This is a genomic window from Bacteroidetes Order II. bacterium, assembly GCA_016788705.1.
Classification (GTDB): domain Bacteria; phylum Bacteroidota; class Rhodothermia; order Rhodothermales; family UBA2364; genus UBA2364.
In genome coordinates this window covers 23939-48430 of record JAEUSQ010000066.1, presented here as the reverse complement: position 1 = coordinate 48430, position 24492 = coordinate 23939, and the positions used below count along the sequence as shown (strand labels likewise).

Annotated in this window: 23 protein-coding genes; 5 read left to right on the top strand and 18 right to left on the bottom strand. The window is 44.3% G+C overall.

The features are described from left to right. The first annotated feature begins 282 nt into the window (after positions 1-282). The 3 genes from JNN12_17645 to JNN12_17635 are packed head-to-tail and all read left to right on the top strand — an operon-like array spanning position 283 to position 3469. Complete coding sequence (locus JNN12_17645) at positions 283-888, top strand: gluconate 2-dehydrogenase subunit 3 family protein (protein ID MBL7980165.1); 606 nt, start codon at positions 283-285, stop codon at positions 886-888. A gap of 12 nt (positions 889-900) precedes the next feature. After that, entirely contained in the window at positions 901-2616 is a 1716-nt protein-coding gene (locus JNN12_17640; GenBank protein ID MBL7980164.1) for a GMC family oxidoreductase, read from the top strand. Between the two features lie 19 nt (positions 2617-2635). Then, the gene (locus JNN12_17635; protein ID MBL7980163.1) at positions 2636-3469 is read left to right on the top strand and encodes a sugar phosphate isomerase/epimerase; all 834 of its coding nucleotides are present in this window, start codon (positions 2636-2638) and stop codon (positions 3467-3469) included. Positions 3470-3505: 36 nt separating this feature from the next. On the opposite strand, the gene JNN12_17630 is transcribed toward JNN12_17635, so the two are convergent. Both JNN12_17630 and JNN12_17625 read right to left on the bottom strand, forming a co-directional pair. After that, positions 3506-3814, bottom strand: a complete 309-nt coding sequence (locus JNN12_17630; GenBank protein ID MBL7980162.1) for a T9SS type A sorting domain-containing protein — start codon at positions 3812-3814, stop codon at positions 3506-3508. A 964-nt stretch (positions 3815-4778) separates the two neighbouring features. After that, on the bottom strand, positions 4779-5123 hold the full coding sequence (locus JNN12_17625; protein MBL7980161.1) for a hypothetical protein: 345 nt from the start codon (positions 5121-5123) through the stop codon (positions 4779-4781). Between the two features lie 956 nt (positions 5124-6079). On the opposite strand from JNN12_17625, the gene JNN12_17620 reads away from it, so the two are divergent. Both JNN12_17620 and JNN12_17615 read left to right on the top strand, forming a co-directional pair. Continuing rightward, a complete protein-coding gene (locus JNN12_17620) occupies positions 6080-7072 on the top strand; it encodes an ABC transporter ATP-binding protein (GenBank protein MBL7980160.1) in 993 nt (330 codons plus the stop codon). Between the two features lie 11 nt (positions 7073-7083). Beyond that, the gene (locus tag JNN12_17615; GenBank protein ID MBL7980159.1) at positions 7084-7524 is read left to right on the top strand and encodes a GNAT family N-acetyltransferase; all 441 of its coding nucleotides are present in this window, start codon (positions 7084-7086) and stop codon (positions 7522-7524) included. Positions 7525-7576: 52 nt separating this feature from the next. Here JNN12_17615 and JNN12_17610 read toward each other — a convergent pair whose 3' ends face one another. The 16 genes from JNN12_17610 to bamA all read right to left on the bottom strand — a co-directional run bounded on the left by JNN12_17610 (position 7577) and on the right by bamA (position 24363). Next, the gene (locus tag JNN12_17610; protein MBL7980158.1) at positions 7577-7882 is read right to left on the bottom strand and encodes a hypothetical protein; all 306 of its coding nucleotides are present in this window, start codon (positions 7880-7882) and stop codon (positions 7577-7579) included. Between the two features lie 61 nt (positions 7883-7943). Then, entirely contained in the window at positions 7944-10502 is a 2559-nt protein-coding gene (locus JNN12_17605) for an LPS-assembly protein LptD (protein MBL7980157.1), read from the bottom strand. A 340-nt stretch (positions 10503-10842) separates the two neighbouring features. Next, positions 10843-11505, bottom strand: coding sequence for a hypothetical protein (locus tag JNN12_17600; GenBank protein ID MBL7980156.1), 663 nt, complete (start codon positions 11503-11505; stop codon positions 10843-10845). 440 nt (positions 11506-11945) lie between these two features. Next, positions 11946-12734 carry a class I SAM-dependent methyltransferase gene (locus tag JNN12_17595; protein ID MBL7980155.1) on the bottom strand — a complete coding sequence of 263 codons (789 nt, stop codon included), beginning with the start codon at positions 12732-12734 and terminating at the stop codon, positions 11946-11948. A 128-nt stretch (positions 12735-12862) separates the two neighbouring features. Further along, positions 12863-13318 (bottom strand): hypothetical protein, encoded by a 456-nt coding sequence (locus JNN12_17590; GenBank protein MBL7980154.1) that lies wholly within the window; start codon positions 13316-13318, stop codon positions 12863-12865. A 162-nt stretch (positions 13319-13480) separates the two neighbouring features. Beyond that, complete coding sequence (locus tag JNN12_17585) at positions 13481-14443, bottom strand: hypothetical protein (protein MBL7980153.1); 963 nt, start codon at positions 14441-14443, stop codon at positions 13481-13483. A 260-nt stretch (positions 14444-14703) separates the two neighbouring features. Continuing rightward, positions 14704-15345: an ABC transporter permease subunit gene (locus JNN12_17580; protein MBL7980152.1), complete on the bottom strand. Its 642-nt coding sequence runs from the start codon at positions 15343-15345 to the stop codon at positions 14704-14706. Then, positions 15342-16043, bottom strand: coding sequence for a molybdate ABC transporter substrate-binding protein (gene modA, locus JNN12_17575; protein MBL7980151.1), 702 nt, complete (start codon positions 16041-16043; stop codon positions 15342-15344). The genes JNN12_17580 and modA overlap by 4 nt, the downstream gene beginning before the upstream one ends. Beyond that, on the bottom strand, positions 16040-16993 hold the full coding sequence (locus JNN12_17570) for a D-2-hydroxyacid dehydrogenase (protein MBL7980150.1): 954 nt from the start codon (positions 16991-16993) through the stop codon (positions 16040-16042). The genes modA and JNN12_17570 overlap by 4 nt, the downstream gene beginning before the upstream one ends. A 215-nt stretch (positions 16994-17208) precedes the next feature. Then, positions 17209-18066, bottom strand: a complete 858-nt coding sequence (locus JNN12_17565) for a TonB family protein (protein ID MBL7980149.1) — start codon at positions 18064-18066, stop codon at positions 17209-17211. An 84-nt stretch (positions 18067-18150) separates the two neighbouring features. Continuing rightward, positions 18151-18696, bottom strand: coding sequence for a biopolymer transporter ExbD (locus JNN12_17560; GenBank protein MBL7980148.1), 546 nt, complete (start codon positions 18694-18696; stop codon positions 18151-18153). Positions 18697-18730: 34 nt separating this feature from the next. Beyond that, on the bottom strand, positions 18731-19339 hold the full coding sequence (locus JNN12_17555) for a biopolymer transporter ExbD (GenBank protein MBL7980147.1): 609 nt from the start codon (positions 19337-19339) through the stop codon (positions 18731-18733). A gap of 45 nt (positions 19340-19384) precedes the next feature. Next, complete coding sequence (locus JNN12_17550; protein MBL7980146.1) at positions 19385-20197, bottom strand: MotA/TolQ/ExbB proton channel family protein; 813 nt, start codon at positions 20195-20197, stop codon at positions 19385-19387. A gap of 349 nt (positions 20198-20546) precedes the next feature. Beyond that, complete coding sequence (locus tag JNN12_17545; protein ID MBL7980145.1) at positions 20547-21164, bottom strand: OmpH family outer membrane protein; 618 nt, start codon at positions 21162-21164, stop codon at positions 20547-20549. 46 nt (positions 21165-21210) lie between these two features. Continuing rightward, the gene (locus tag JNN12_17540; protein MBL7980144.1) at positions 21211-21771 is read right to left on the bottom strand and encodes an OmpH family outer membrane protein; all 561 of its coding nucleotides are present in this window, start codon (positions 21769-21771) and stop codon (positions 21211-21213) included. A 96-nt stretch (positions 21772-21867) separates the two neighbouring features. Next, complete coding sequence (gene bamA / locus JNN12_17535; protein MBL7980143.1) at positions 21868-24363, bottom strand: outer membrane protein assembly factor BamA; 2496 nt, start codon at positions 24361-24363, stop codon at positions 21868-21870. Positions 24364-24492: the final 129 nt, after the last annotated feature.

The window sequence follows — 24492 nt, the reverse complement described above, 5'->3', positions numbered from 1 at the left end:
ATAATAGTCAACAACGTCGTCAGCAACGGATGCAACGATTCGGGTATGTTCGATAAGTCGATATGAGGTAATTGATCGGGCATGATTCAAATTTAATACAACAGGCATGACAAATGTCTGTCATAGACCTCCTAAATAGTTACAAAAAATAACTATAAAAACACTTTATTTAAGCATCTTACTTACAATATTTTAATATGATTTACAAAAATCACTTTTGCATTGCATCCAACACTACTTCATCGTATCTTTTTGAAAGCGTTTTCCAATCAATTTAATTTCATGAACAGAAGACAAGCCCTTAGAAATTCTACACGAATACTCGGCGGACTTTTGGCCGTTCCGGGCCTAGGAATCCTAACAGGTTTCGGTGCGCATGACACACACGACCATCATCATGTCCAAGCCGCGCCCTCAAAACCAGCCAGTACAACCCCGTTCGTGCCTCAAACCCTTACGGCAGCACAAAATGAACGCTTAATAGCCATAACCGAGCGGATTATTCCGGCTTCCGATACACCGGGCGCTAAGGAAGCAAAGGTCAATGAGTACATTGACCGGATTTTGTCTCTATGGATGAAGGAAGACGAAAAAGGTCAGTTCTTGGCAGGACTGGAGGGTATTGAGCAAATTGCCCTTCATCAGTTTGGAAGACCAATTACCAAACTACTACCAACGGAGCAAGACAAGTTGCTAAGACGGTATGCACAAGCCGCAAAGTCGGGATTGGGCGCAAACGGGCAGTTTTTCAAGACCTTAAAATCCCTCACACTGGAAGGATATTATACCTCCGAAATTGGCGCTACCCAAGAACTGCAATACTCTGCTGCGCATGGAGCCTATATTCCAGATGCACCCCTTTCCCAAATTGGCCGTGCGTGGGCCTGATTCACCAAAACCATGTTCCAAAAACCCAATATATATGTCTCCACCCAAACCGAATACGACGCCATTGTGGTTGGTTCGGGTATTACGGGTGGCTGGGCTGCCAAAGAGTTGACCGAAAAAGGGCTGAATGTCCTGATGTTAGAACGTGGCAACTATTTAGAACACAAAAAAGACTATGTAACCGAACACAAATCTCCGTGGGAATTTCCCTTTAGAGGACGTGGGGAACGAAAAAAATTCGAAGAAGAATACGAGGTTCAAAGTACCTGCTATGCCTTTTATGAGGGCACAGAACACATGTTCGTTAACGATAAAGACCATCCATACATCCAAAATCCAGAAAAACCCTTTTGGTGGATTCGCGGCTATCACCTTGGTGGGCGCTCCCTCATGTGGGGGCGGCAATGCTACCGCTGGGGCGAACAAGACTTTGAAGCCAATGCAAAAGATGGCTATGGCGTGGACTGGCCCATCCGCTATCGGGATATTGCCCCTTGGTACGACTACGTGGAGCGCTTCGTTGGGATTAGTGGGGAGGCGTTGGGATTGCCACACGTGCCCGATGGGATTTTTCAGAAGCCGATGGAGATGAATGCGGTGGAAAAGCACGTTAAAGCAGGCATAGAGAAAAATTTTACCGATCGGAAAATGACCATTGGTCGCTGCGCCAACCTCACCGAACCGATCGGAGAACGCACTCCTTGCCATTACTGCGGCCCATGTGAACGCGGTTGTTCTACAGGCTCCTCTTTTTCCAGCCAAAGTTCTACCCTTCCGGCAGCGTTCAAAACCGGACGACTGGCGATTCGGGCCAACAGCATCGTACATAGCGTGCTCTTCGACGAGCAAAAAGGCCGTGCTTATGGCGTGCAAGTCATTGATGCCCTCTCAAAAGAAACCAGAATCTACAAAGCCAAAGTCATTTTTCTGTGCGCCTCCACCATTGGTTCTACGGCCATTTTGCTTAATTCAACATCACGGACGTTTCCGAATGGCCTTGCAAATGGATCTGGAACTTTAGGACATTATTTGATGGACCACCACTTTCAGTTGGGCGCAGGGGCTAAATTCCCAGAATTTAATGATCGGTATTATACTGGAAAACGTCCAAATGGCATTTATATTCCGCGTTTCCGAAACCTAAATGGTGAACAACGACCGGATTTTGTACGTGGATATGGCTACCAAGGAGGTGCTGGACGTGCCTCTTGGAAACGTGGCAATGATTTGGAAGAGTTTGGATTTGCCCTTAAAACCAAATTACGCGAACCAGGTGATTGGGGCTTCAGTCTGATGGGATTTGGGGAAACGTTGCCCTTATACGAAAACCGCATCTGGTTAGACCCCGAAAAAAACGACCAGTGGGGGATTCCAATGCTGCATATTGAAGCCGATTGGAGTGATAACGAGAGGAAGATGCGTCAAGACATGCTCGCCGCCGCCGCCGAAATGATCGAAGCAGCAGGTGGAAAAGAGGTCTATACCTTTGACAATGGCTCTATTCCCGGACATGGCATTCATGAAATGGGAACCGCTCGGATGGGCAAAGACCCTAAAACTTCTGTCTTAAATGGCTGGAACCAAGCGCATGAAGTCCCCAATCTGTTTGTTACCGATGGGGCCGCAATGGCTTCTTCTGCCTGCCAAAATCCTTCCATCACCTATATGGCCCTCACAGCACGTGCCTGCCATTACGTGGTCGAGAAAATGAAACGAAACGAACTTTAAAATACCAATTTTTCCTACAATGAACCGCAGAATTTTTCTCAAAACCTCTATTTTTAGTGCCGCTATGGCCAATCTTGCGACCCAAATAGCCCCGAATGACGCATCTGCAAAACTCAAACGGTTTGGTGTTCAACTTTATACCGTGCGTGCCGAAATGGCAAAAAGTGTGGAAAATACCCTTATCACTGTAGCCAAATTAGGCTATAAAGAAGTGGAGTTTGCAGGATATTTTAACAAAACACCACAAGAAATTAAAGCACTACTCAAAAAGAATAAACTGTCAGCCCCCGCAGTACATATCCCACATACCGCCGTTGAAAAAGGTGATCTAACAAAAGAAATTGAAGAAGCTCAAATTATTGGCCACCAATTTCTTATTTTGCCATGGATTCCTTCCGAAAATTTAAAATTAAGTGATTGGAAACGCTGGGCTGATCGTTTAAACGTCGCAGGCGAAAAATGTAAAAATGCTGGATTAAAATTCGCCTATCATAATCATGATTTTGAATTTAAATCTGTTGACAATTTTATACCATACGACTTATTGCTAAACAATACTCAACCCAATTTAGTAGGCTTTGAACTAGATCTTTTTTGGATCACAAAAGCCGGAAAAGATCCTTTATTCTATTTTAAGAAATATTCCGGAAGATTCCCAGCTTGCCACGTAAAAGATATGGACGATCAGGGCAATATGGTGGCGGTAGGAAAAGGGAAAATCAATTTTGCTCAGATATTTAAGCAAGCACGTTTGGCAGGGTTTAAACATTTCTTTGTGGAACACGACAACCCACAAGATCCTTTTGCCAACATCGGAGATAGTGCGCAATATCTGAAAAATATGGCCCTTTAAGCAACAAGAAAGGAGATTTAGAAAACGTCTTTTGTCTTATTTTAGGATGGTCATTTTTTGAGAAAAGACTTGGTTGCCCACTTGTAAACGATAGATGTATGTACCGCTTGGCAAGTCTTTGACATCGAGTTGAAGATGGTGCATTCCTGCGGTTTGCCAGCCTTTTTCGAGGAGAGCCACACGCTTGCCAAGAAGATCGAATACTTCAAGCACGATGTCGCTTGCTTGTGGAAGCGTGAAGTTAATTGTCGTGTTTGGGTTGAACGGATTGGGGTAGTTCTGCGAAAGCGTGATAGATCGGGGCAACTCGCCTTCATCTTCGTTGGCAACCAATGAAATAGGCATTGAGCTGCGATGTAAACTAATTTCACTCATCCCCAAATATAGAAAGTTATGGTCATCAAAATAAAGCGACGTAATTTCTCCCTTATTGCTCTTCCACACAGACGTTTCATCAGTCGAAGACAACCATGTTTTAAAATCTCCTTACAAATATATATTATCCCGCGTTGCTATAGCAATTTGTCCTTTGTTGCTTATTGCCATTTTTTCAGGAATAGAAAATTTTTGCCAAGATGAACCATAATCCATAGAAAAATAATGTGTTTTCCAACCATTTGACATGATGAGTACACCATTGCGATTGCTTTATATGATAGAACAAGTTGGCAAACAATGAATCGGTAATTTTTCCCCAGTTGCCCCTTGATCTTTAGAATGAAAAGTCCCTTCAATTCCAGAAGCAAAAACCGAAGTCTCGTTTGGTGCAATAATTTTGTTGAATCCTATATTTGTGGGAATATCACGCCTTATCCAAGTTGCACCTTGATCTTGCGAATGCCAAATAATCTTATATTTTCGAATATACCACGTTTTAGCGGACATCAAATACAGATCACCAGCATTATCCGACGTTTTTTTTCAAGTACTACCATTGTCAAATGAACACCATGTACCAGAAAGTGTTTCTACACAAACATGGTTTTTTAAGGCCGAAACGCTATTCATTTTTTCATTAAGGATTGTCTTCTCCTACCACGAAATACCATTATCATCAGAATAATAAAGTCCAAAAGCTGCAGTACTTGTCGTTGCAAATAGGCGCGAATCATTTGAAGCAAGCGAAGTAATGGTAAGCCCTGATACGCCTTTTTTTGACCCAAGAGGTATCCATTAAAGAAGCTCGAAAAAGCCCACTAAATGTTGAGGCAAAAAGATAGTTCTCTGCTTTGGTAAAATGATACGTTGGTAGTGATACAGTAGTTTTTTTAAAACTAACTCCATTATCTTGTGAACGCCACAAACCTGTTTATGTTGCCATATAAAGATGTTTTTCCGTAGCACGGAACACATCATAAATAGAATTATTCTCAAAAACATGGGTGGCAATAAAACTGCCATCTTCCGAAAATCGCGTATATTCAACTTTTCCACCTTTAGCAGAAAACTCCAATTGTGAATTGGTGTTGTTAACAACCAACATTTGCCGACTTAACCGATCAAAATACAGTATATGATCATCAATAAGGCTGCTAATTTTTTTCCAATCTATCCCTTGATTTGCTGATTTAAAAATACCATCTTGCGTACTTACCCAAATTTCACCGTTGTCGGTAAAGGTAATCGCGGTAGTGTTTATATTGGAAAAAGACACCGTTTGATAGCTCTTATTCCCATCTTTAGATCGTAGCAACCCTTTATTTGTAGCAATCCATATTTCATTTTCAGGCGAAATATCAAAATTCCAAACAAACGTTCTATCGGTCGTATAAAAATTGGACTGTAGATTAAAATCCTTTTTTATCTCGTTTTATACGTTCATTTTGGGTGCTCATGGCAGTTGCGTATTTGACATTTTCATCATTTTTACTTGTCAAGATAGATTGCCAACTCGTCGCCAAATCAGACGAAACATAAGGAAAACTTATGCGCATATCTCCAAGAGAAAGCCCACATGAGACCAATTTCTTACTGTCCGTATAGAATGAACATGGTATAACCAAGCCTTGAGGTTGCCCCAAATTTTTCCAAATGACTTGTCCTTGCGTGTAAAAGGGAAAAAACATGAGGCATAAAAGTAAAAGCCTATTTTTCATGTCATTTATCCGATAAATAGGTATTAAAAACAGGAAATTTATTTTATAGCATAAATAGGTTTTGTGATTTGATGATCCTCTATTTGAATACGGAAAATATAGTAGCCACTGGGCATTATTTTTTCCTTCTTGTTGCTTCCAATTTGCTTTTTTTACATGCTGCAGGCAAATTGTAAAGCAAATCGCCCAACTACAAATCAAATATAATAGCAACTATAAAGAAACTATTTTTACTTAAACTAAACAATCTCACCGAATATATCAAGTCACAAATGGATGCACTGGGACCACTACAGGCTATAATATCATATGCCACCATACAAGAAAATGACAAATGCTATTTTTACATATCATACAGTTTACATTAGATGTATATTACAAGACAAGTTCCTATCTTTCATCCCCCATTTGCCAGCCTATTCTTGCTAAGCCGAACATAAAACTTCATCCTTTTGGTTTCGTACACGGCGTATTTTTCCATAATCATGCTCTCACCTATACACGCACACACAGCATGTCTTTTGTAGTAGTAGAAGCGTTACAGAAACGATTTGGCGATCATCTTGCTGTAGATGATTGTTCGTTTAGTGTGTCCCAAGGTCAGTTTTTTTCACTTTTGGGGCCAAGTGGCTGTGGAAAAACAACGCTTTTGCGGATGATTGGCGGGTTTGAGCAACCAACTGCCGGAAGGATTTTGTTGGATGGGCAGGATGTAACCCATCTTCCGGCGCAGAAACGCCCAACCGCTATGGTTTTCCAAAGCTATGCCTTGTTTCCCTCTATGACCGTTCGGGAGAATGTGGCTTTTGGTTTACGGGTTAAAAAATTTTCTCGTTCGGAAGTGCGTACCCGTACCGATGAAGCACTGCGGAAAGTGGGGCTATCTTCCTTTGCCGAAAAGCCTGTACCTACCCTCTCTGGAGGCCAGCAACAACGGGTGGCCTTGGCAAGGGCCATGGTGATGGAGCCAGAGGTTTTACTTTTCGACGAGCCACTTTCTAATCTGGACGCATCTTTACGAGAACAAGCCCGCTTTGAAATCCGACAACTTCAAAAATCCGTCGGAACCACCAGTTTGTATGTAACGCATGACCAAAATGAAGCGCTGGCACTTTCAGATCAATTGGTGGTGTTGAACCAAGGATGTATTCAGCAGATGGGCACGCCAGAGTCGGTTTATTTCCGTCCGAAAAATGCTTTTGTGGCCACGTTTATTGGAAACAGCAACTTAGTCCAAGATCCAGTACTCCTTACCGAATGGGGTATTACACCGGATCCTAATTTTATAATCTCAATTAAGCCCGAAAACTGGATAATTAAGGAAAATCACACAATTTCCTTTCCAATAAAAATTGTTTCACGCTATTTTTCTGGAACTTTTTCAGAATGGCGGGTTGAAATTAATGGAACTTCCCTGCGCATTGCCCTGCCGCCAGAAGTGGTATTAACGGCTTCTTCTGCCATTTTCCCAACCCGCTGGCACCCTATTCAACACCCACTCTCCTAACCTTAATTGATATGGAAAGATTTGCTACGCGGTCCCGCGACCACTACAAGGGAACCAATATTAACATCGAGGTTAAGATTGGACTGCATGACCTCACTCCTGCCCGGATCGCCACTTTGTATCGCCGGGCCCCGCTACAAAGACCAGTAGAAGACCACGCTGCCTTATGGCGCATGTTTGAACAATCTTCTTTGGTGGTGACGGCTTGGGTTCAAGGACGTTTAGTGGGGCTGGCCCGTGTACTGAGCGATGGGGTTTTAAATACCTATATTTGTGATTTTGCCGTTGAACCAGATGTGCAAGGGCTGGGTATTGGGCGTATGTTGCTGGAAAAAGTGCGGGAAAACTTTAAAGGGACGCAGATTTATTTGTATGACGCCAAAACCACTTCAAGATTTTATGCCAAGATGGGTTTTTTGAACATGAAAGAAGGGCTTTGGAAATGGCAATAAGACCGTCTTCAGCCTGATAAACGGGTATCCGAAGCGGGTATCCGTTTTTTTTTTATGCCTCCAAAAGGTCTATCATGTCCACAATCTCTTTAATTCCAGCAATACTTTCCAAGAGTTTAAACACCGTTTCTTTTGCAATGTTGTCTTTTAGTGTTCCCTGAACGGTGAGAATCCCGTCCCGTATATAAAAATGAAGACCATTCAATGAAAGATGGGCCAAATCGTGATCGAACAACTGACAGACAGAAAAGCATAGGGATTGATCTTGCTTTGTTTTTTCACTACGGCCAACAGAGGTGCGCCCTTTGGAGAAGTACCCTGCTAAAGCCGGAGATAATCTAAAAAGAGAGGTTTGCATTGTTAGGTGGTTTGATACGATCTATATCTAAAATCGTACCAAACACCAAAAAGTTTAATGTCTATCGTATAATATCGGTCAGTGAACTTCGAATATCGGATTTGGGATGTTCCAAACGAAGGATGCTACGCAATTTCCCACTTTTCACATTGAGACGAAATTGAAAAGACTGATATTTACCAAAAGGACGTACTGAAAAGGCCATTTCCCAACAGTGGAGATCGCGATATACCGATAAGTCGGTTGACGTAACCGATGCCGATACCAAATCAAAACCACTACGTCCCTCCAACCGCCATTTTTCGGTGAGTTGGAAATTAAAACTTGCATCCAAAATGGCCCTATGCTGGCTTTTTGCACCTGTCGTAAGTGCGGCTGTATAGCCATAAGAAAAATTCAGTCCCAGCGTCCAAGGAATGGGATAATTGGTCCAATCACTGGTTAGTTCGGTCTTTTTCTTGTCACTCTTTTGGCCAACGCCCGTAGTATTTTGACGGCTACGCAATGAGGTGGAGAACGAGGTACTCCAAGAAGTAAGGCCCTGGTAAGGAGAAAGGGTTCCCCCGAAATTCAGGTTTAGTCGGCCTGCAATATTGGTGTATCCCCGCATACTGATGTCTTGCCACTGGAGGGAATCGGCAGCAAAATTGTATCCAGAAGAAAATCCAAAATTAAGAAGGTCAAAGGCATTTTTACGGACAGTGCCCGTGGAATCCGTTTTGACGGTGCGGGTTCGGAGCACATTCTCCACCGAAAGCCCTAATGTGCGGGATTTTCCCGATGGGATACTGCTATTTACGGCATACGTTATCGGCTGATTTTGTGTATCATAAACCGTTTTCCCATCGGTATCCGTGAGGTTTTTAAAATAACTCCAAGGTGAATTTTCATACGTAGGTCTTGTAGAAAACGATAAGGATGGCCGCATAACATGACGGAATCCATTTAATGTACCGATTTTCCATGGAAAAGTGCCATAAACCACCGTACCTGCGGAAAAGCTAAGGTTAAGATCATGAAAAAACACCATACCAGTCCGGTAGAACGTACTGTCTCGATATGCGCGAACACCTGTCACCGGATCTGTGTTTCCCCAAATACGCAGCCGTCCTTCTTCGCGGGAAGCCACGTATTCACGGAGGCTCAGGTTAGGGGACAACGTAAGCTCCATATTTTTACCCCGAAGTGGGGTTTTTCTCATGGTATAAGGCATCGAAACGCGGAAATTCCCTGTCCCAGTGAGGTAATATCGCTGTGCGGGATCGAGCCTTGTAGTGTTTCGGTATGCGTCAGAATTAAACAACCCCTCCCACCAGCGGTTATCCGTGGTATCTCCGGTAACGGGCCTAAACTGATAGTTGGTATTGAGGTCTGCGTCTAAATCATATTGAAGATTTTCATATACCCGTGCATTTTGCGTAGAAGTATTAGAATTACGCTGAAAAGGGGTCTGGGAGCGTTGACTAAACCGGAGGGCTGGAAGGGTAAGAGCTGCAGAACGGGTGGTTAGATTATCCGACAAACTGCCATACAAAGAAACCGAGCGGCCTTTATGCGTCCAGCGCTTGTTGTAACTAAAATTTGAGTTTTGATTAGATTCAGAGAGAATGCGATCATTAAAATTTTCGGAAAGTACCCGCAAAAGACGGCTATTACCAACGCGAATATTGGCGGATACATCGGAATAAGGGTCAATTTTTTGGGCATGGTTCAATCCTAAATCCCAAGCGGATCGTGGATTGCGGTCGGCATCATATCGTTGTCCCGTTACAACATAGCGATAGGTCAGATCCACAGAACCACTAAATCGGTTTCTTAGTGCATACCGATAGGTTGGACGAACCTGAAAACTTCCGAGAGACCAAATCCCGAACCGCACTTGTGCATCCATATAATCGCTGATGGGCCAATACCACCCCCAATCTTTGAGGTAAAACCCTTGTTGGTTATCTTGCCCGTAGGTAGGGGTTAAAGGCCCGCTGCGTCTTCCTTCTAACGTAGGAATGGCCCCAAAAGGCAGTATGATTGGGAGTTTTATGTTTAACAAATTCAACCGTATAGGCCCTGTATAAATCCATTTATTCCGTCCAATTTTCATCTTCTTTGCTTCGAGAGCGTAATGCACATGAGACGGATCGTCGCAGGTGGTATAAAGGCCATGTTGCACAAAAACCGTACTATCCGAACGTACCTTCACTACCCGTCCCAACACAAATCCATCTTGCATTTTCGTGCGGCTATTTACAAAACGTCCTTGTTCAGTTTTCAAGTTAAAGGAGAGCCGTTCGGAGGAAAAGGTCTCGGAACCTCTGGTGAATTTCGGGAAGTTGTCTGGACTGGGCGAGATAGCAACAGCCTCCACTAATTGATCCTTGAAGTAGAACCGGATTAGTGGGGAAGCCACCTTTATTTGGTCATAAACAACACTGGTATTTTTAGATAGACGCGCAATATCTCCTTTTTTATCATCAAACACAATGCGGAGCGAGTCGGCAGTAAACTGGATGGGTTGCTTGGGGGCCTGTTTTTTTCTGCCTAATGAATCCGGTTTTACAGGAGTTGGTGTGGGGGTTTGTGCCCATAAATTGTCGTTGGATGAACCCCAAACAAAGAAGAACATCAGAACGAAAAGTAGAAATCGAAAACGGCCCAGCCTCATAAATAGTTGTGAATACGGGGAATGCGTCACAAGAACCGTTTAAGTAGATGGCAAGTTCCGGCAACATCTTACTTAAACGTTTAATCCATCCTTTGTTCAGCAACAACGTTGAATTGCTTCACGCGGCGGTCACCTGCCCAAGTGTAACGTGCGAGGACATGAACCACACTTGGTTGATACGGAGAAATGAAGGTTATTCGCCCAGATTCGGTGCTGTTTTTGTTCCTCGGAGTGGAATTTCGGAGCGGGCGTGTAAGGGTAATATGGGGTTTGGGTGGCGGAAGGGCTGATACTGGCGTTGTTAATGATCTTGGATTCTCAGGTCGTCGGATAGTTCATTGCGGTCATTCGGCTTAATTTTCACTTCTTTTCGCTCCAATAAGTCTCCACACATTTGAATAGCTTCTACCAAGCCGTCTGCTAAACTATTCTGTTTAATTCCACGCTTTACACGCGCCACCACCTCTTCCCAGTCCTCTTGTTGCACTTTGGCATTGATGCCGCTATCCCCCATCACCAAAATACGGTGTTCCATCAAAGAGATAAACAGCAAAATGCCCGTCCGGTCTTCGGTATTAAACACCTCTTCGGTCAAAAACGCCTGAACAGCCCGTTGCTGTACCCGTTTGTTCAGCGCCAGATAGCCCGCAAAAAATCGCTTTACTCCCGCTTGGAAATGAGCGAGGGCAAAAAATCCACCAGCAAAAAGGAGCATCAACAATACCACTCCCCAGTTGGTATAGAGCCAGCCGAGGCCCCACGTATTGTTAAACTGCGAAAGTCCAAAGCCAATTAAGGCTCCCAGCAACATTCCAAAAGCGGATGCACGCCACGCTGCACTAGAATAGGCATCACTTTTTTTTACGATAAAAGGCACGATCTCGCCCGAAGTTCGAGATTCTGCTTGCTGAACAGCAGTACGTACCCGTTGCAAATCGGTATCGGTTAAAACGATATTGGCCATGTAATTGAAGGTTTTAGATCATTAATATACAGTACCGGCGGGCAAGCGGCAAAAAAATATTGGTAGAAACGGAAGTACTGTTCTAAAAATGTCCAACTTTATTACCTTCCTCTACTTTCTTCAAATTAGAACAAGCATTTTCACCCATTATGGCTTGCCATTTATTCCTACCTTGCCTTATATATTCACGGTTCACTTACTTCATACGCCACAACTACCATGCCCACTACCAAGCAATCTACTTTGGCCAAAGCACTCCAAGAATGATCCTTAGACGAAGTGCAAATTTATAACCAATGGCACAAGCTTCACTACATGCAACCTCGACGGAGTCGTATCCAATACTTTCATCAAATTTCTACAAGCATCAAGTCCCTTCGGGATCAAAATATACGTGCATCTGCTTCGTATGTCGCTCCGCTATGCCATCAAACCCTGTTTTAATGCTTCACAAAATTAAGCAGGATATATTGATTCCAGGAAGACAATAGGTTTTTCCGATGAAACCAAGATTCCATTTTATCTGCCGCTTTTACCAAAAAATTATAGGGCGATTGGGGCATAACCACAGAAGTAAACATCGAAACAGGCATTTCTAAGAGTCCACAATAGACGCATTCAGACTTCCAATTGTTCAGAGACATGAATTCCTGAATTTGTTCTTTAGTAAAAGGAGCCTCATCTTCCGTCCTCGCCTCGGGAGTAAAGTGTCTAAAAATACGCAACAGTGGGTTATCGGCTAAGGGTTCTTGTAATAAAACACGGCCTCTCGGCTTTAGCACGCGGTAAATTTCGTTCAAAGCCACGAGCGGCTCTAAGTGGTGCAAAATTCCATACCCCACAATCAAGTCAAAACTTTCATCCGGAAACGTGAGTTGGTGTGCATCCATCACCTGAAAATCATACGATTGGGGCGAATAACCTGCCGCAGTTGCTTGGGCGATGCAATCTTTGATATAGACTTCCGAAATATCAATACCACAAACTTTTTGTGCATGGTTGTTCAAGAGCTTCATGCTTAAAGCCCCGCGTCCACAGCCATAATCCAAAACGGATAGCCCTTCTACCGCGCCAAGATAGGCATCCATTTTTTGAAACAACCGTTTCTTGGATGGATAGATATCTAAGTGCGGAAAACGACTTTTGATACGTAGGTTCTCCGCCAAAACATCCTTCTCGGTGTGGGCGGCTTTTTCGCGCTCTACGCGCTCGTTTAGTGTCTGTTGCATGGGAAATTAACTGTAAGGTTTTGTGTAGGAGTATTTTTTTAAAACACATTTTTACCCTATACTTATCCAATAACAAAATAGTGACTATTAATTTCTTAGAGATTAAAATTAAAAGCCACCTCTAATAATCATTTCAAAACTGTAAAACGATTATGAACAGATGATAAATCTGTCTTAATACGATATATATAGACACCGCTTGCCAAATCTGACGTATTTACATTAACGGAATGCACCCCTATTTCCATTTCAAACATCACTGGGGCAGAAGAATTATTAGTAGAGTTAGCTATAATTCGGCTTGCTAAGTCTTGTAAAATGCTTTGATAACGTAATCTGTTATGTCCCGTGTCAACAGCTTCTGTAGGAACCCCTAGCCACTGCCATCCTCCTGTTAATGTTACATTTCTATTGCCTAAGTGATCCCTTATTGCAATGTTACCGCCTCCAGAACCAAAAGTCTGCCCATTAGGATGAATACCAGACCAAGTCACAACTGAAGTGGAAGGTGATTGAGATTGAGCTACTGCATTAGTAAAAAGAAAAGTGATTAATGTTGACAGAAGAAAACTTTGAAGTCTCATAACTATTTAAAAAAGATTAAAGATACGTGGTGATTCATTTCGTTTTTGTACTTAGTAGATAATCCATTTAGATATTAATTCACAAGTAAACATTTTGACTTCTTTAAATATTAACAGATAAGTACCCTCAACACTAAAAGTTACAAATAAAGGAAACTCTTTCTACTCCCGTTTTTTGCGGAAGTGATAGACCACATCTAAATAGGGAATGGCGATAATATCGGAAGAGGGGCCAATGTACAGCATACCAAAATCGAGGGCAAAGTTTTGGTTGTAATACCGCAGGGCTGGGGCTACAAACAAGTTTTCTGGCGGAGCTGGGGTGTCTTTGCCCCAAAACATCCATGCCTCGCCCACTAATTTGGTTTTTCGGCCTAATTGCCGCTCGCCACCAAGTACGGTAATCAGGTTTTTACCCGCTTTCCAGACGTACTTATGGGCATCCCTTTGGGTTATGGGGTCATACTCATATTCATTTTGGCGATAGACAGGCAAGCCCACCGCCAGCGTCAACGATTTTTGCGCCGATCCACGGGTGTAGTTTAGATAAGGGATGCCGCCCACCATCTGAGAGGATTCCGACAATCCGGCTGCTCCCGCCCAAAGTCCGATGGCCACTTGTTGGCGTTCTTGTTGTAAGAGGGTGTATTTGGGGGCAACATAAAAGGCTTGGTTGGCAATGCGTGCGCCTGGTAGCATGGAAAAGCCACCCGCCATGGTAAAGCGATCGGTGACTCCATACCCCACAAAGTTCAGGAAAAGGTAATAATTAGCAATATACGCATCACCCTTCGGAATAGGACGCGCCGTGGGCGCAAACAGAAGACGGGTTTGGTTGGGGTCAATTTCGATGATTTGCCCTGAAAGCGATTGAGCAAGCACCTCGCGCCGGATGATCAGGGTATGTGGAATGCGCAAAGTCTCGCCATAGGCAAACCTCAAGACCAAAAGCCCGCCTTCATCGGATGCGACCTGCCCAAACAAGACCGATCCGTCTTTTAGTTCTATTCGCACCACACGAACAGAGTCGGTTGGAGTGGGGCTGATTCTTTGAGCAACTGCAACCGATTGGCCCGATATAAGCACAAGCAAAATAAAAATAGGCCGAATAAACGTGTACATCATTTCTTCTATAATGGGCTAATGGGGGATCTAAAAAGATAAATTAGAGTCACAACCAATAAGTCTAGAACACGATATAATGCTTCTGCATAAAATATGTACCACACCACTTACACTTACACTTACAAAAGATTAATTTTATTTTACACCTATTATGTGGCTATTAATAGATTTTGGACAAAACAAACGTCTGGTGTTTGTTTCCAAATAAGCCATTGCATCCTTTCACCCTAAGCCCCATATAGGCGTAGTTCAGTTGCGAATTACATCTGTCCCAATCGTTTTCGTGTAAGTTGCCGGAGTAAGGCATGAACCAATACGGCTGCGACAGACAGCAGGGAACAAGCAAACAATAACGGATACAAAAACATCTCTCCATTGGGCCGTTGAAGACTTGCATATATTGCCAGAGACAGGGTTTCGGTCTCTCCGGGAATATTGCCTGCCACCACCATCGTTGCACCAAATTCGCCCAGGGCACGTGCAAAGGCCAAAACCGCCCCTGCGAGCATACCGGGCAATCCAAGTGGAAGGTATAAATAACGAAAAATAGGCCATTTTCCCCCGCCATCCACCCGCATGGCATCTTCTAATGAAGGGTCTATTTGGTCGAAGGCCGCCCGCATGGTTTGGGTTAATAACGGAAAAGCAACCACACAGGCGGCCACCACTGCCCCCCAAATATTAAACTGTAAAAATTTTATTTGTAGTAGCCACCATCCAATGACCACCGGAGGAAAGACCATTGGAACATATAAAAAATATTCCATCACCACCCAGAAGAGATTGTGTTTGCGCGACATCCGAAAGGCCCAGAAAACCGCCGGAATCACCCCCACTCCTACCGCCATAGAAGCCACCCATAATGAACGCAGTATGACCGAAGACAAGTCATTATCTATCATACGTTAAACCCATATTTCTTCCAGATTTTTTTCGCTTCGTCCGACAAAAGGAACTGTGCAAAACCCAAACCGTCTTTGGTTGCCGCAATGCCATACCGGATCTTGGGTAAACAGTTTTCTGAGGGGTACGGTATTCGGATCAAATGGGGGAGTACGTCGGTAGCATAGGCAAAACCGACGTCCGCCGCACGGAGTTGCAAGGTGCGAACGACCGCTTTTACGTCTTGCACCGGAATCATTTTGGGGGAAAGAGCGGTCCAGTGGCCCATACACGACAAGGCCATTTTTGCGTAACGGCCCGCAGGAACCGACCTGGGGTCTGCAAGGACAATGCGCTTGGCATGTTGAAGGGTCATGCCCTTGGTGTGAACAAAGACTACCAAGGAATTTCCGATCGAACTGGTATCAACTATCGTTATTTTTTTTATTTTCGCCAGATAACGCACCCAACTCACATCTGCCGAGATAAATAAATCTGCTTTTGCACCGGCCTCTATCTGCCGCGCCAAAAGACCGCTCCCGCCCAAATTTAACCGGATGGCTTGATGCGGGGCTTCTTTGCTGTATGCCGAAGCCAACGCTGTCATCACGTCGGCAAGAGAAGCCGCTGCCGAAACGGTTAAGGGCGATGGTGTTTTTGGGATACACCCTGCTCCCCACACTAAACTCGATATAAAGCAATAATGGATAATCTTCATCCATTGACTACGTTTATAGGCTTGCCAGCCAAAAATGCCCGAATATTTTCCACCATTAGGCCAAGAAGTCGTTTGCGGGTTTCGTATGCAGCCCACGCAACATGCGGGGTTATGATACAGTTTTCTATGCCGAGCAACGGATGGTCTATGGGCGGAGGCTCTACCGACAAAACATCGAGTGCCGCACCAGCTATTTGTTTCCGAAACAGGGCCAACTGTAGCGCCTTTTCATCCACAAGGCCGCCCCTCGCCGTGTTGATAAGATACGCAGAAGGATACATGAGGGCAAGTCGCCCTGCATTCACCATGTTTGCATTGGAGGCCGTTAAAGGGCAATGCAAACTAACAACATCGCTTATTTGAAAAACCTCGTCTAATGGCAAAAAATGGACCGAGGGGTGGTGCTTCGGACGCGGTGTATAAGCCACTACCTTCATTCCAAATCCTATAGCAATGCGGGCCACGCGCTTGGCAATTTGCCCAAATCCGATTAATCCTATTGTTTTTCCGGATAATTCAATAGGGTAATATAGGTAATAGCACCAATCGCCACGTTGTGTCCACCCACCTGCTTGTACATCATTCTGGTATTCTCCTACACGATTAATAAGCGAAAGCAACAACGCAAAGGTGTGTTGTGCCACGGCATCAGGCCCATATCCCGCTACATTGCAAACGGGAATGCCCCGGAGTTGTGCCGCATAGCCATCCACGACATCATGGCCCGTTGCCGAAACCATAATGGCTTTCAGATGCGGAAGGGCTTTGATCAGAGCGGCTTCCAAGCGCACTTTATTGGTAACAATAATTTCCGCGCTCTGGCAACGTTCCGCTACCTCGTATGACATGGTTCGATCGTAAATAGTCGTCTCTCCAAGGCTTTGAAGTGACGACCATGACAAGTCACCAGGATTGAGGGCAAAGCCGTCTAAAACAACAATTTTAGGCATCAAGTATAGGTCGTTGGTTTATATTAACTTTTGTCTCACCAAGATAGTAATCTACGGCACGCCTGTCCAGTTTTTGAATCTGCAAAATGCTATACACGGCTGACGCCCATTCGGCTTGATAATGACCGCGCTCGTATGGCACATAAAAAAGTTTTAAAAAAAAGCCCCGCAGATTTGATGCTGCGAGGCTTAAAAAAAGGTGTACTACCCTTGTATTAACGAAGACGGAAGCGAACCTGAACAGTATATCGTACTTTCACAGGCTGACCATTTTGCTTCCCAGGACGCCAAGCAGGCATGGCATTCACCACACGCAGGGCTTCCTCGTCACAACCGCCGCCAATACTCCGCACCACTTGCGCTTGAGAAATCCGACCTGATTCATCCACAACAAACTGGACGAATACGGGGCCTTCGATCCCTGCACGACGCGCAATTTCGGGGTATTGAATATTGCTTTGGAGGTATTCGTTCATCGCAGCCGCTCCACCTGGAAATTCTGGTTGCTGCTCTACGAAGGTGAAAATTTCTGGCTCTTTAGGCTTTTCTTCCTTCGGTGCTTCAACAACTTTCTTTTCCTCTTCCTTAGGTGGGGCTTCTACATACACCACATCTTCAATCACGGGCTTTGCATTAATATCGCCCTCTTGCGTCTTGGTGCTGATGTCTTTGTTCTCCATCTCCTCAATCATCGGAGGTGGTTCTTCGTCGCGCACTTCGGCATCACGTTTCACAACAGGTTCCACAAACCGAACCGTCGGACGGACGGGGGGCGGTGGTACCGGAGGGGGCGGTGGTGGCGGCTCATTTTTATCGTTGATCGGCGGTGGCGGCGGAAGGTTCTCCAACTTCGCCACTACGTTTACCTCCTTTTCCTTTTGGTTAAGGCCAAATTTGGTGATCAACAAAGGTGCACTAATAGCCGTCCCCACCAACAAGATGCCAAGTACTGCCGCACGACGATAAAAGGTCGGAAATATCTTACGAAGTTCATAAGCACCATACGCTTTATTGCGATTGGCGAAGATAAGCTCCATAAGTTCCGGGACTTCTTGCGGGTTAACTGTAGCCATATTCATTATTGGGTTAACGTTTCGTAAAAATAGGAAAGATTACGTAATCTATCATTATAACGAAACGGGAGTTAACTTATTGTTTTAATAACCAGCTTTTTTTAGCAAGTCTTTTTCTACGGGTTGCAATTCGATGATCGCATAACGCTTAATGCCCGTAATGGCCATTTCATCAATGCTATCCACCAAATTCCGGTAATTGCTGTCGTCAGAAGGCTTAATCAAAACAAGGGTTTTGTCCTTTTTGTCTTCACGGGCATCTACCTCTTGTTTTTTCTTGATCAGGGCTTTCCGAATTCCATTGGCACCAAAGTCGGTCACCTCAGTTTTCGTATTAGCCCCTTCTTCAGGCAACCCTTCGTAATAAACGATTTTATTATTTTTCCCTAAAAGTAAGGTCATCACGGTGGATGCTTTTACTTCGGGAGGAGCCGGGTCTCCAGGCTTTTCCTTTTCCGGCATGTTGATTTCCATCGCTTGCGGCTTGGCAAACGTAGTAGTCAGCATGAAGAAGGTGATTAAGAGAAAGGCAAGGTCCACCATCGGCGTAAAATCAACGCGGGTGGACAACTTTTTAGATCGTTTCTTCCCACCTTTTTCCTGACCACCACTCGGTTCTATATCTGCCATTTTTGTTTACATTTAGCGGTTAAAAAAGGACAGATTACAAGTTCTTGGGTTTCTCTTCCAAGTCCGTAATCAGGTTAAATTTGTTGATGTCACGTTCTGTCAGCGTCTTAATCACCTTTTTGATGGTCGGATATTTTGCACTCGCATCCGCCTTAACCGTTATACGAACTTTGGGGTTCGCAAATCGGCCCTGAACAATCCAATTCCCCAACTCATTGTTGGTGGAGTCTGCAGGAATTCCTAATTGTTTAATTTTGGCATGTTCTGCAGGAGGATTATTTAGGAGACTTGGCAATTGGCTAATGGGTGAACCCACCGAACTTCCATAAACAAAATGCTTCTTTTGGGTTGCATTTAGTTGGAGTTGGGGGTACTTGGTGCGCATATTGTCGAGCAAGGCTTCTCGGTACTTAGGATTGTCTATGGTAAAATAGATTTTGTCCTCTTTGTCCACTGAAATGGTCATAATGTCCATATCAGGTACTTTGGTATCCGAGATCGAAGACGGCGTATCCACAATGATCGGCTCTGGCGAGCGGAACTGGGTGGTCATAATGAAGAACGTAAGCAACAGGAAAGAAACGTCCACCATCGCCGTCATGTCGAGTACGGTACTCTTACGTTTAATATTGACTTTTGGCATAATCCGTTAGGGTTAAATGTGGACGGGTTCAGAGAAACCGTCTGGTTAACGGTTCATGTTGGTAAACGTTTGTTGCATCGAGAAACTGGCTTCATCAATGCCATAGGTCATCTGGTCAATCTTATTTGTGAAGTAAGAGTATGCAATAATGGCAAAGAAGGAAGTGGAAATTCCCAGAGCAGTATTGATCAGGGCCTCCGAGATACCTGTAGCAAGCGCGCCAGCATCTGGTGCACCAGCGTTTGCAAGTGCAGCAAAAGCTTTGATCATCCCAAGTACTGTACCGATCAGACCGAGGAGAGTGGCGGTAGGTGCCAAGGTGGCCAAAATTGGAAGGTTTTTTTCCAAGATCGGTAATTCCAACGAGGTGGACTCTTCAATTTCAGAAGCAATAGCACCTACTTTCTGATCCATGCTTAAACTTGAATCGTTTTGCATTTGGCCATATTTTACCAAGCCATTGCGAACGACGTTTGCTACGGAGCCGCGTTGTTTATCGCATTCAGCAATGGCGCCTTCTACGTCATTTGCATGGAGATAGGCTTGGATTTTACGTACAAAAGCAGCGATAGAACCTTTTCCTTTGGCTTTATTCAGCGTAAAGAAGCGTTCGAGCATCGCGACGACTACAATAAGTAAGAATCCCATCAGGAAGGGTACAATAAAGCCCCCTTTATACACCACGCCCAGATAATTCCCCGGTAATGGTTCGTTTGCATTGTTGCCACCTTGGAAGTTACTTCCGTCTCCGAGTACGAACAAGTAAATCAACCAGGTTATGATAAAGATCACTGGGATTACAAGTGCTACCGGAAAGCCTGCACTGGTCTTTTTGGCGGTTTTCGTGTTGGTTGCCATACCTTTGTTATGATGTTTAGGTTAATGGAATAGGGTTTTAAAGAAAACGTTTCGGCGAAAATAGTTTATTTCGCAATCAGCCACAACACTATGTACGATTTTTTAAACCTTTAGCGTTAAAAAAAGCGCTTTGTTTTGCATAAAAAACAAAAGGGTGTCTTTGAAGCCGCAAAAACAGAGCACTTCGTAACCTCTTGGCTGCAAGTTTTATAATTCATACATGGTGGGAAAAGGACGGTAAAAGGGCTGAATGGTTTTTACCTATTGCGGAATTTAGGCAATTTTAGGACTGGGCACAACAAAAAAAACGGCCCTTGCCAAAAGGAAAGAGCCGTTAAATACCAATCGTTTAGTTTTTGGGCTTATTGTTGCCCGAAGGGGCAGGCCTGTTCCCGTTGGAAGCAGGTTTATTGGCGGCAGGAGTTGCTGCCTCTACTTTGATGCCCAACTTCTCCATTACGGCCCGTGTGATGTCGGCAGACTCGTCTTTGGAATAAAGCAACACTGGCCCAGACTCCGAAACTCGTGTAGAGAAGACATATTCTAAATTTTTCTCTTTTGCAACGGTATTGATGGCCTCCGAGATTTTGTCAAAAAGTGGTTGAAGCATTTCACTTTCTTTTTGACGCAGCAATTGGGTTTTGTCCTGCTGCATTTGCTGGACCGCTTCCTGCAACGAAGTGAGTTCCCGTTCGGTTTGTGCCTTCGTAGAGTCCGACATAAAAGCGGCTTTCCGCTGATAGTCGTCCAATTTAGTCTGAAACTCCTGGGCTTTGAGGCGGATTTCGGCGTCGCTCATCTGGTATTCGGCATCTAACTTTTGTAAAACTAAGCGATACTCCGGCATTTGGGTTAGAATAAGCCCCGGCTCAGTATAACCGATTTTTGGGGTTTGTGCTGCTACTGGGGATTGGCTTACTCCTAGGAGCACGACCAAGAGGAAAAACGCCTTTTTAATGTGGTTCATGATGTTTGGTTTATCAAAGATTTAGGTTACAAGGTTCAATAGGAGATCAGTCTCGGTTAGGGCGAGGCTGTGCATTGATATTACGCAAATCTATCCCCAGTTCTTTCAAAACAAGTTCGCTCAGGTCGAACTGATCTTTCGTAAAGACAAATACAAAGTCGCCATTTTTATCAAATACATAGTCATAGCCATCTCGTTGGGCCACTTTCTCGACTGCTGTAAGCACACGCTCTTGTATGGGCTTCATCAAGCCTTCTTGTTGTTTGAACAACTCTCCTTCTGGTCCAAAATAGCGACGTCTCAGGTCTTCGAGTACCCGTTCCTTTTCGATGATTTCTTGGCGTTTGGCATTTCGGTTTTCGGGGGTGTATAATAGCTCTCGCGCCTGATATTCACGGAATAGCTCGTCATTTTCTTGCTTTTTACGGCGTAGTTCTCCTTCCCAGTCTTGGGTTAGGCGATCTAATTTTTGTTGCACACTGGCATATTCCGGTAATTTACCAAGAATGAACTCGGAGCGAATGTACGCAATTTTTTGTTGTGCCAAAACGCTATCCGTGTTCCAGACAAGTGCGATAAACGCGATAAGGAAGATACTTTTCTTCATGGCAAAATGGTTTAGATAATGAAAGATACAGCTTGGGTGATGAGGGTGCCGCATTGTTTCACGAAAAGACAAAAAAGATTTTCTCTCTTTTATCCGTTAAAAACTTCCACCAATCGTGAATTGAGGCCTCCAACTTCCTTTATTCATGCTGGTTCCATCAATAAACGGATCAAGGTTACGCCCATAGCTAACTTCCACCATGCCAAGAATTGGTAAAAATATCCGCCCACCTACTCCGAGAGAGCGGTACAAACTGGACGGGCTCCATGCGGCGAATCCATCATATACATTGGCCGCATCAAAAAACACATATGGCTCAAGCGTAAATTGCTGCGAGCGAACAGCCAAAAGGCGCAACTCGGTGGTGTATTTGTTTAATAAACTTCCGCCAATTCGTGAGCCGTCCGATTGAAACAGTGTGATTGTGGAAAGAGGATACCCCCGTAAAAACACCCGTTCCGTCCCAAAATCATAATTATACTGTGAATCCATTGGCCCTCCACCCACTTGATAGAGGCCGAAGTTCGGCTTTTTGCTATTTAGTGAACCCACATAGCTAAAGTCTGCACTGGCCGAAAAAGAAAGACCTCCGGTTATGGGAATCAGGTAATTGCTTTTAAAATTCCATTTGTGGTACTGAATAAAATTAGAGATTGGCGGTGCAACGGAGACCGAAAGGACGGCACTAGAGCCTTCTCTTGGGAAAATGGCTGGAAACCGTGTATCTCGCGACAGACTCTGGGTAAAAGAGACCTCTTGATTAATGCCCACAGGTAATCCATAATAGGACGTTACCCCGGTGAAATTTACGTTATACCGCCGATACGCCAATGCGGAAGAAGTCTGGAAGTAAGGATCAGGCCAAGCCAAACGAAGTCCATAAGACCCTTGGGCCGAAATCGTTGAGAATTCCCGTTTATCGGTTGTTTCCTCTTGCTCAATCGGAAGGCCATAGTAGCTGCTATAGCGTAAGGCATTTAGGTTATACCGGTTATAAGAAACCGACAAACCGATAGGACGTGGTTTGCCACGAAACCAAGGTTCTGTAAACGAAATGCTACCACTTTGATAAGAACGACCACTTGCTTGAACACTGACGGCAAACTGCTGACCATCTCCGGCAGGGAGCGGTTTCCATGCCTTTTTATTAAAGGTATTCTGAATAGAAAAATTATTAAAGGTCACTCCCAGTTGGAGGATAAGCCCCACCGTAGAACCTCCCCAGCCGCCAGAAAACTGAAGTTGATCTGTACTGACCTCTGCCAGATTATATGTAATGTCCACCGTCTTTTTTTCGGGATCAATATTTTGACCAATGGCATCGGCCCCATACAATTTTTGCTGGTCAAAGTACTTGAGTTGAGACAGACGGTTTAGGCTGTCTATCAGGTCACTACGGCTAAAGATGGAGCCGGGAACGGTATTGAGTTCGCGGCGGACTACGTGGTCTTTCGTCTTAGAATTGCCCGCAATATTAATTTGCCCGAACCGAAATACATCCCCCTCGAAGAGATCAAACACCAGATCCAATGAATCACCCGGGACTTGTAAAACCTCTGGCATCACACGGAATTGCATGTATCCTCGGTTCATATAAAGGCTGGAAACATCGGACCCTTCTTTGGTCATATACAGGTTTTGTTCCAACCGTTTAGAATTATAAGGTTGTCCTTTCTGAAGACCCAATGCAACGGAGAGTTGATCATCGGTATAAACGGTATTGCCGTTCCAATCAATTTTACGGATGTGGTATTTTGGACCTTCATTCAGTACGTAACGAACTTTCATGCCTGGTTTTCCTTTTTCATCTCTAAAGACAAACACGGAATCTTTCACGACATGAGCAGCATAAAACCCTCTTTCGGTGTACATTCCCACCACTTTAGTAAGGGCTTCATCGAACTTATCACGGTTAAACGTATTTTTTTTAAAAAAGCGCCACCACTTATCTTCCTTCACGTCTTTCATTTTACGTTTGATGCGGGCGCTTGAAATGGACTCATTCCCAACGATTTCAATTTGTTTGACCTCCAATGTGGGGCCACGTTCAACCTTAAATGTTAGGTTTTTCCGTCCATCATCACCCATTTTGGTTTCCACCTCCACTTTTACCAAGCTGTTTCCCTTGGCTTGAAAATGGTCCAAAATGCGTTGACGAGCAACGGCAACATCCGCAGGCTTAACAGGTCTGCCTCGTAATAAATCAATTTTCTTGCGGAGTTCGTCATTCTGGGACTTTCGGACACCCGTAATTGCATATTCCCCCAATAACGGCTCATCCTTAACCCGAATGACCAAGTAGGCACCCTGATCAATGATCCGTTCTGCCACCACCGAAATATCGGAAAAAGATCCCAGACGATATAACCTTCTAACCGCATCCGAAAACTTTTCGTCTCCGGGAATGGTGACCTCTTGCCCTACTGCAAGACCACTCGACTGAGACACCACCCGACGGGTATTCTCGTCGGAAGCCCCTTCAACGGTAATGCCCAGAATGCGATATTTCGGTTCTGGTTGGGTCGTTTGGGCATGAACCAAATTGATCAATAAACAAAAGGTTAGTATTAAACTACTTAAAATTCTGAACATACAAAATGGGTGTTTCAAAGTCTGTTAACCTAAGAGGGACAAAAGGGATGGATAACCCGCGCATCCGTAGAATCATCCGGTTTGACAAAATGGTATCCGGAAAAGAACGGATACACATCGCGTGTTATT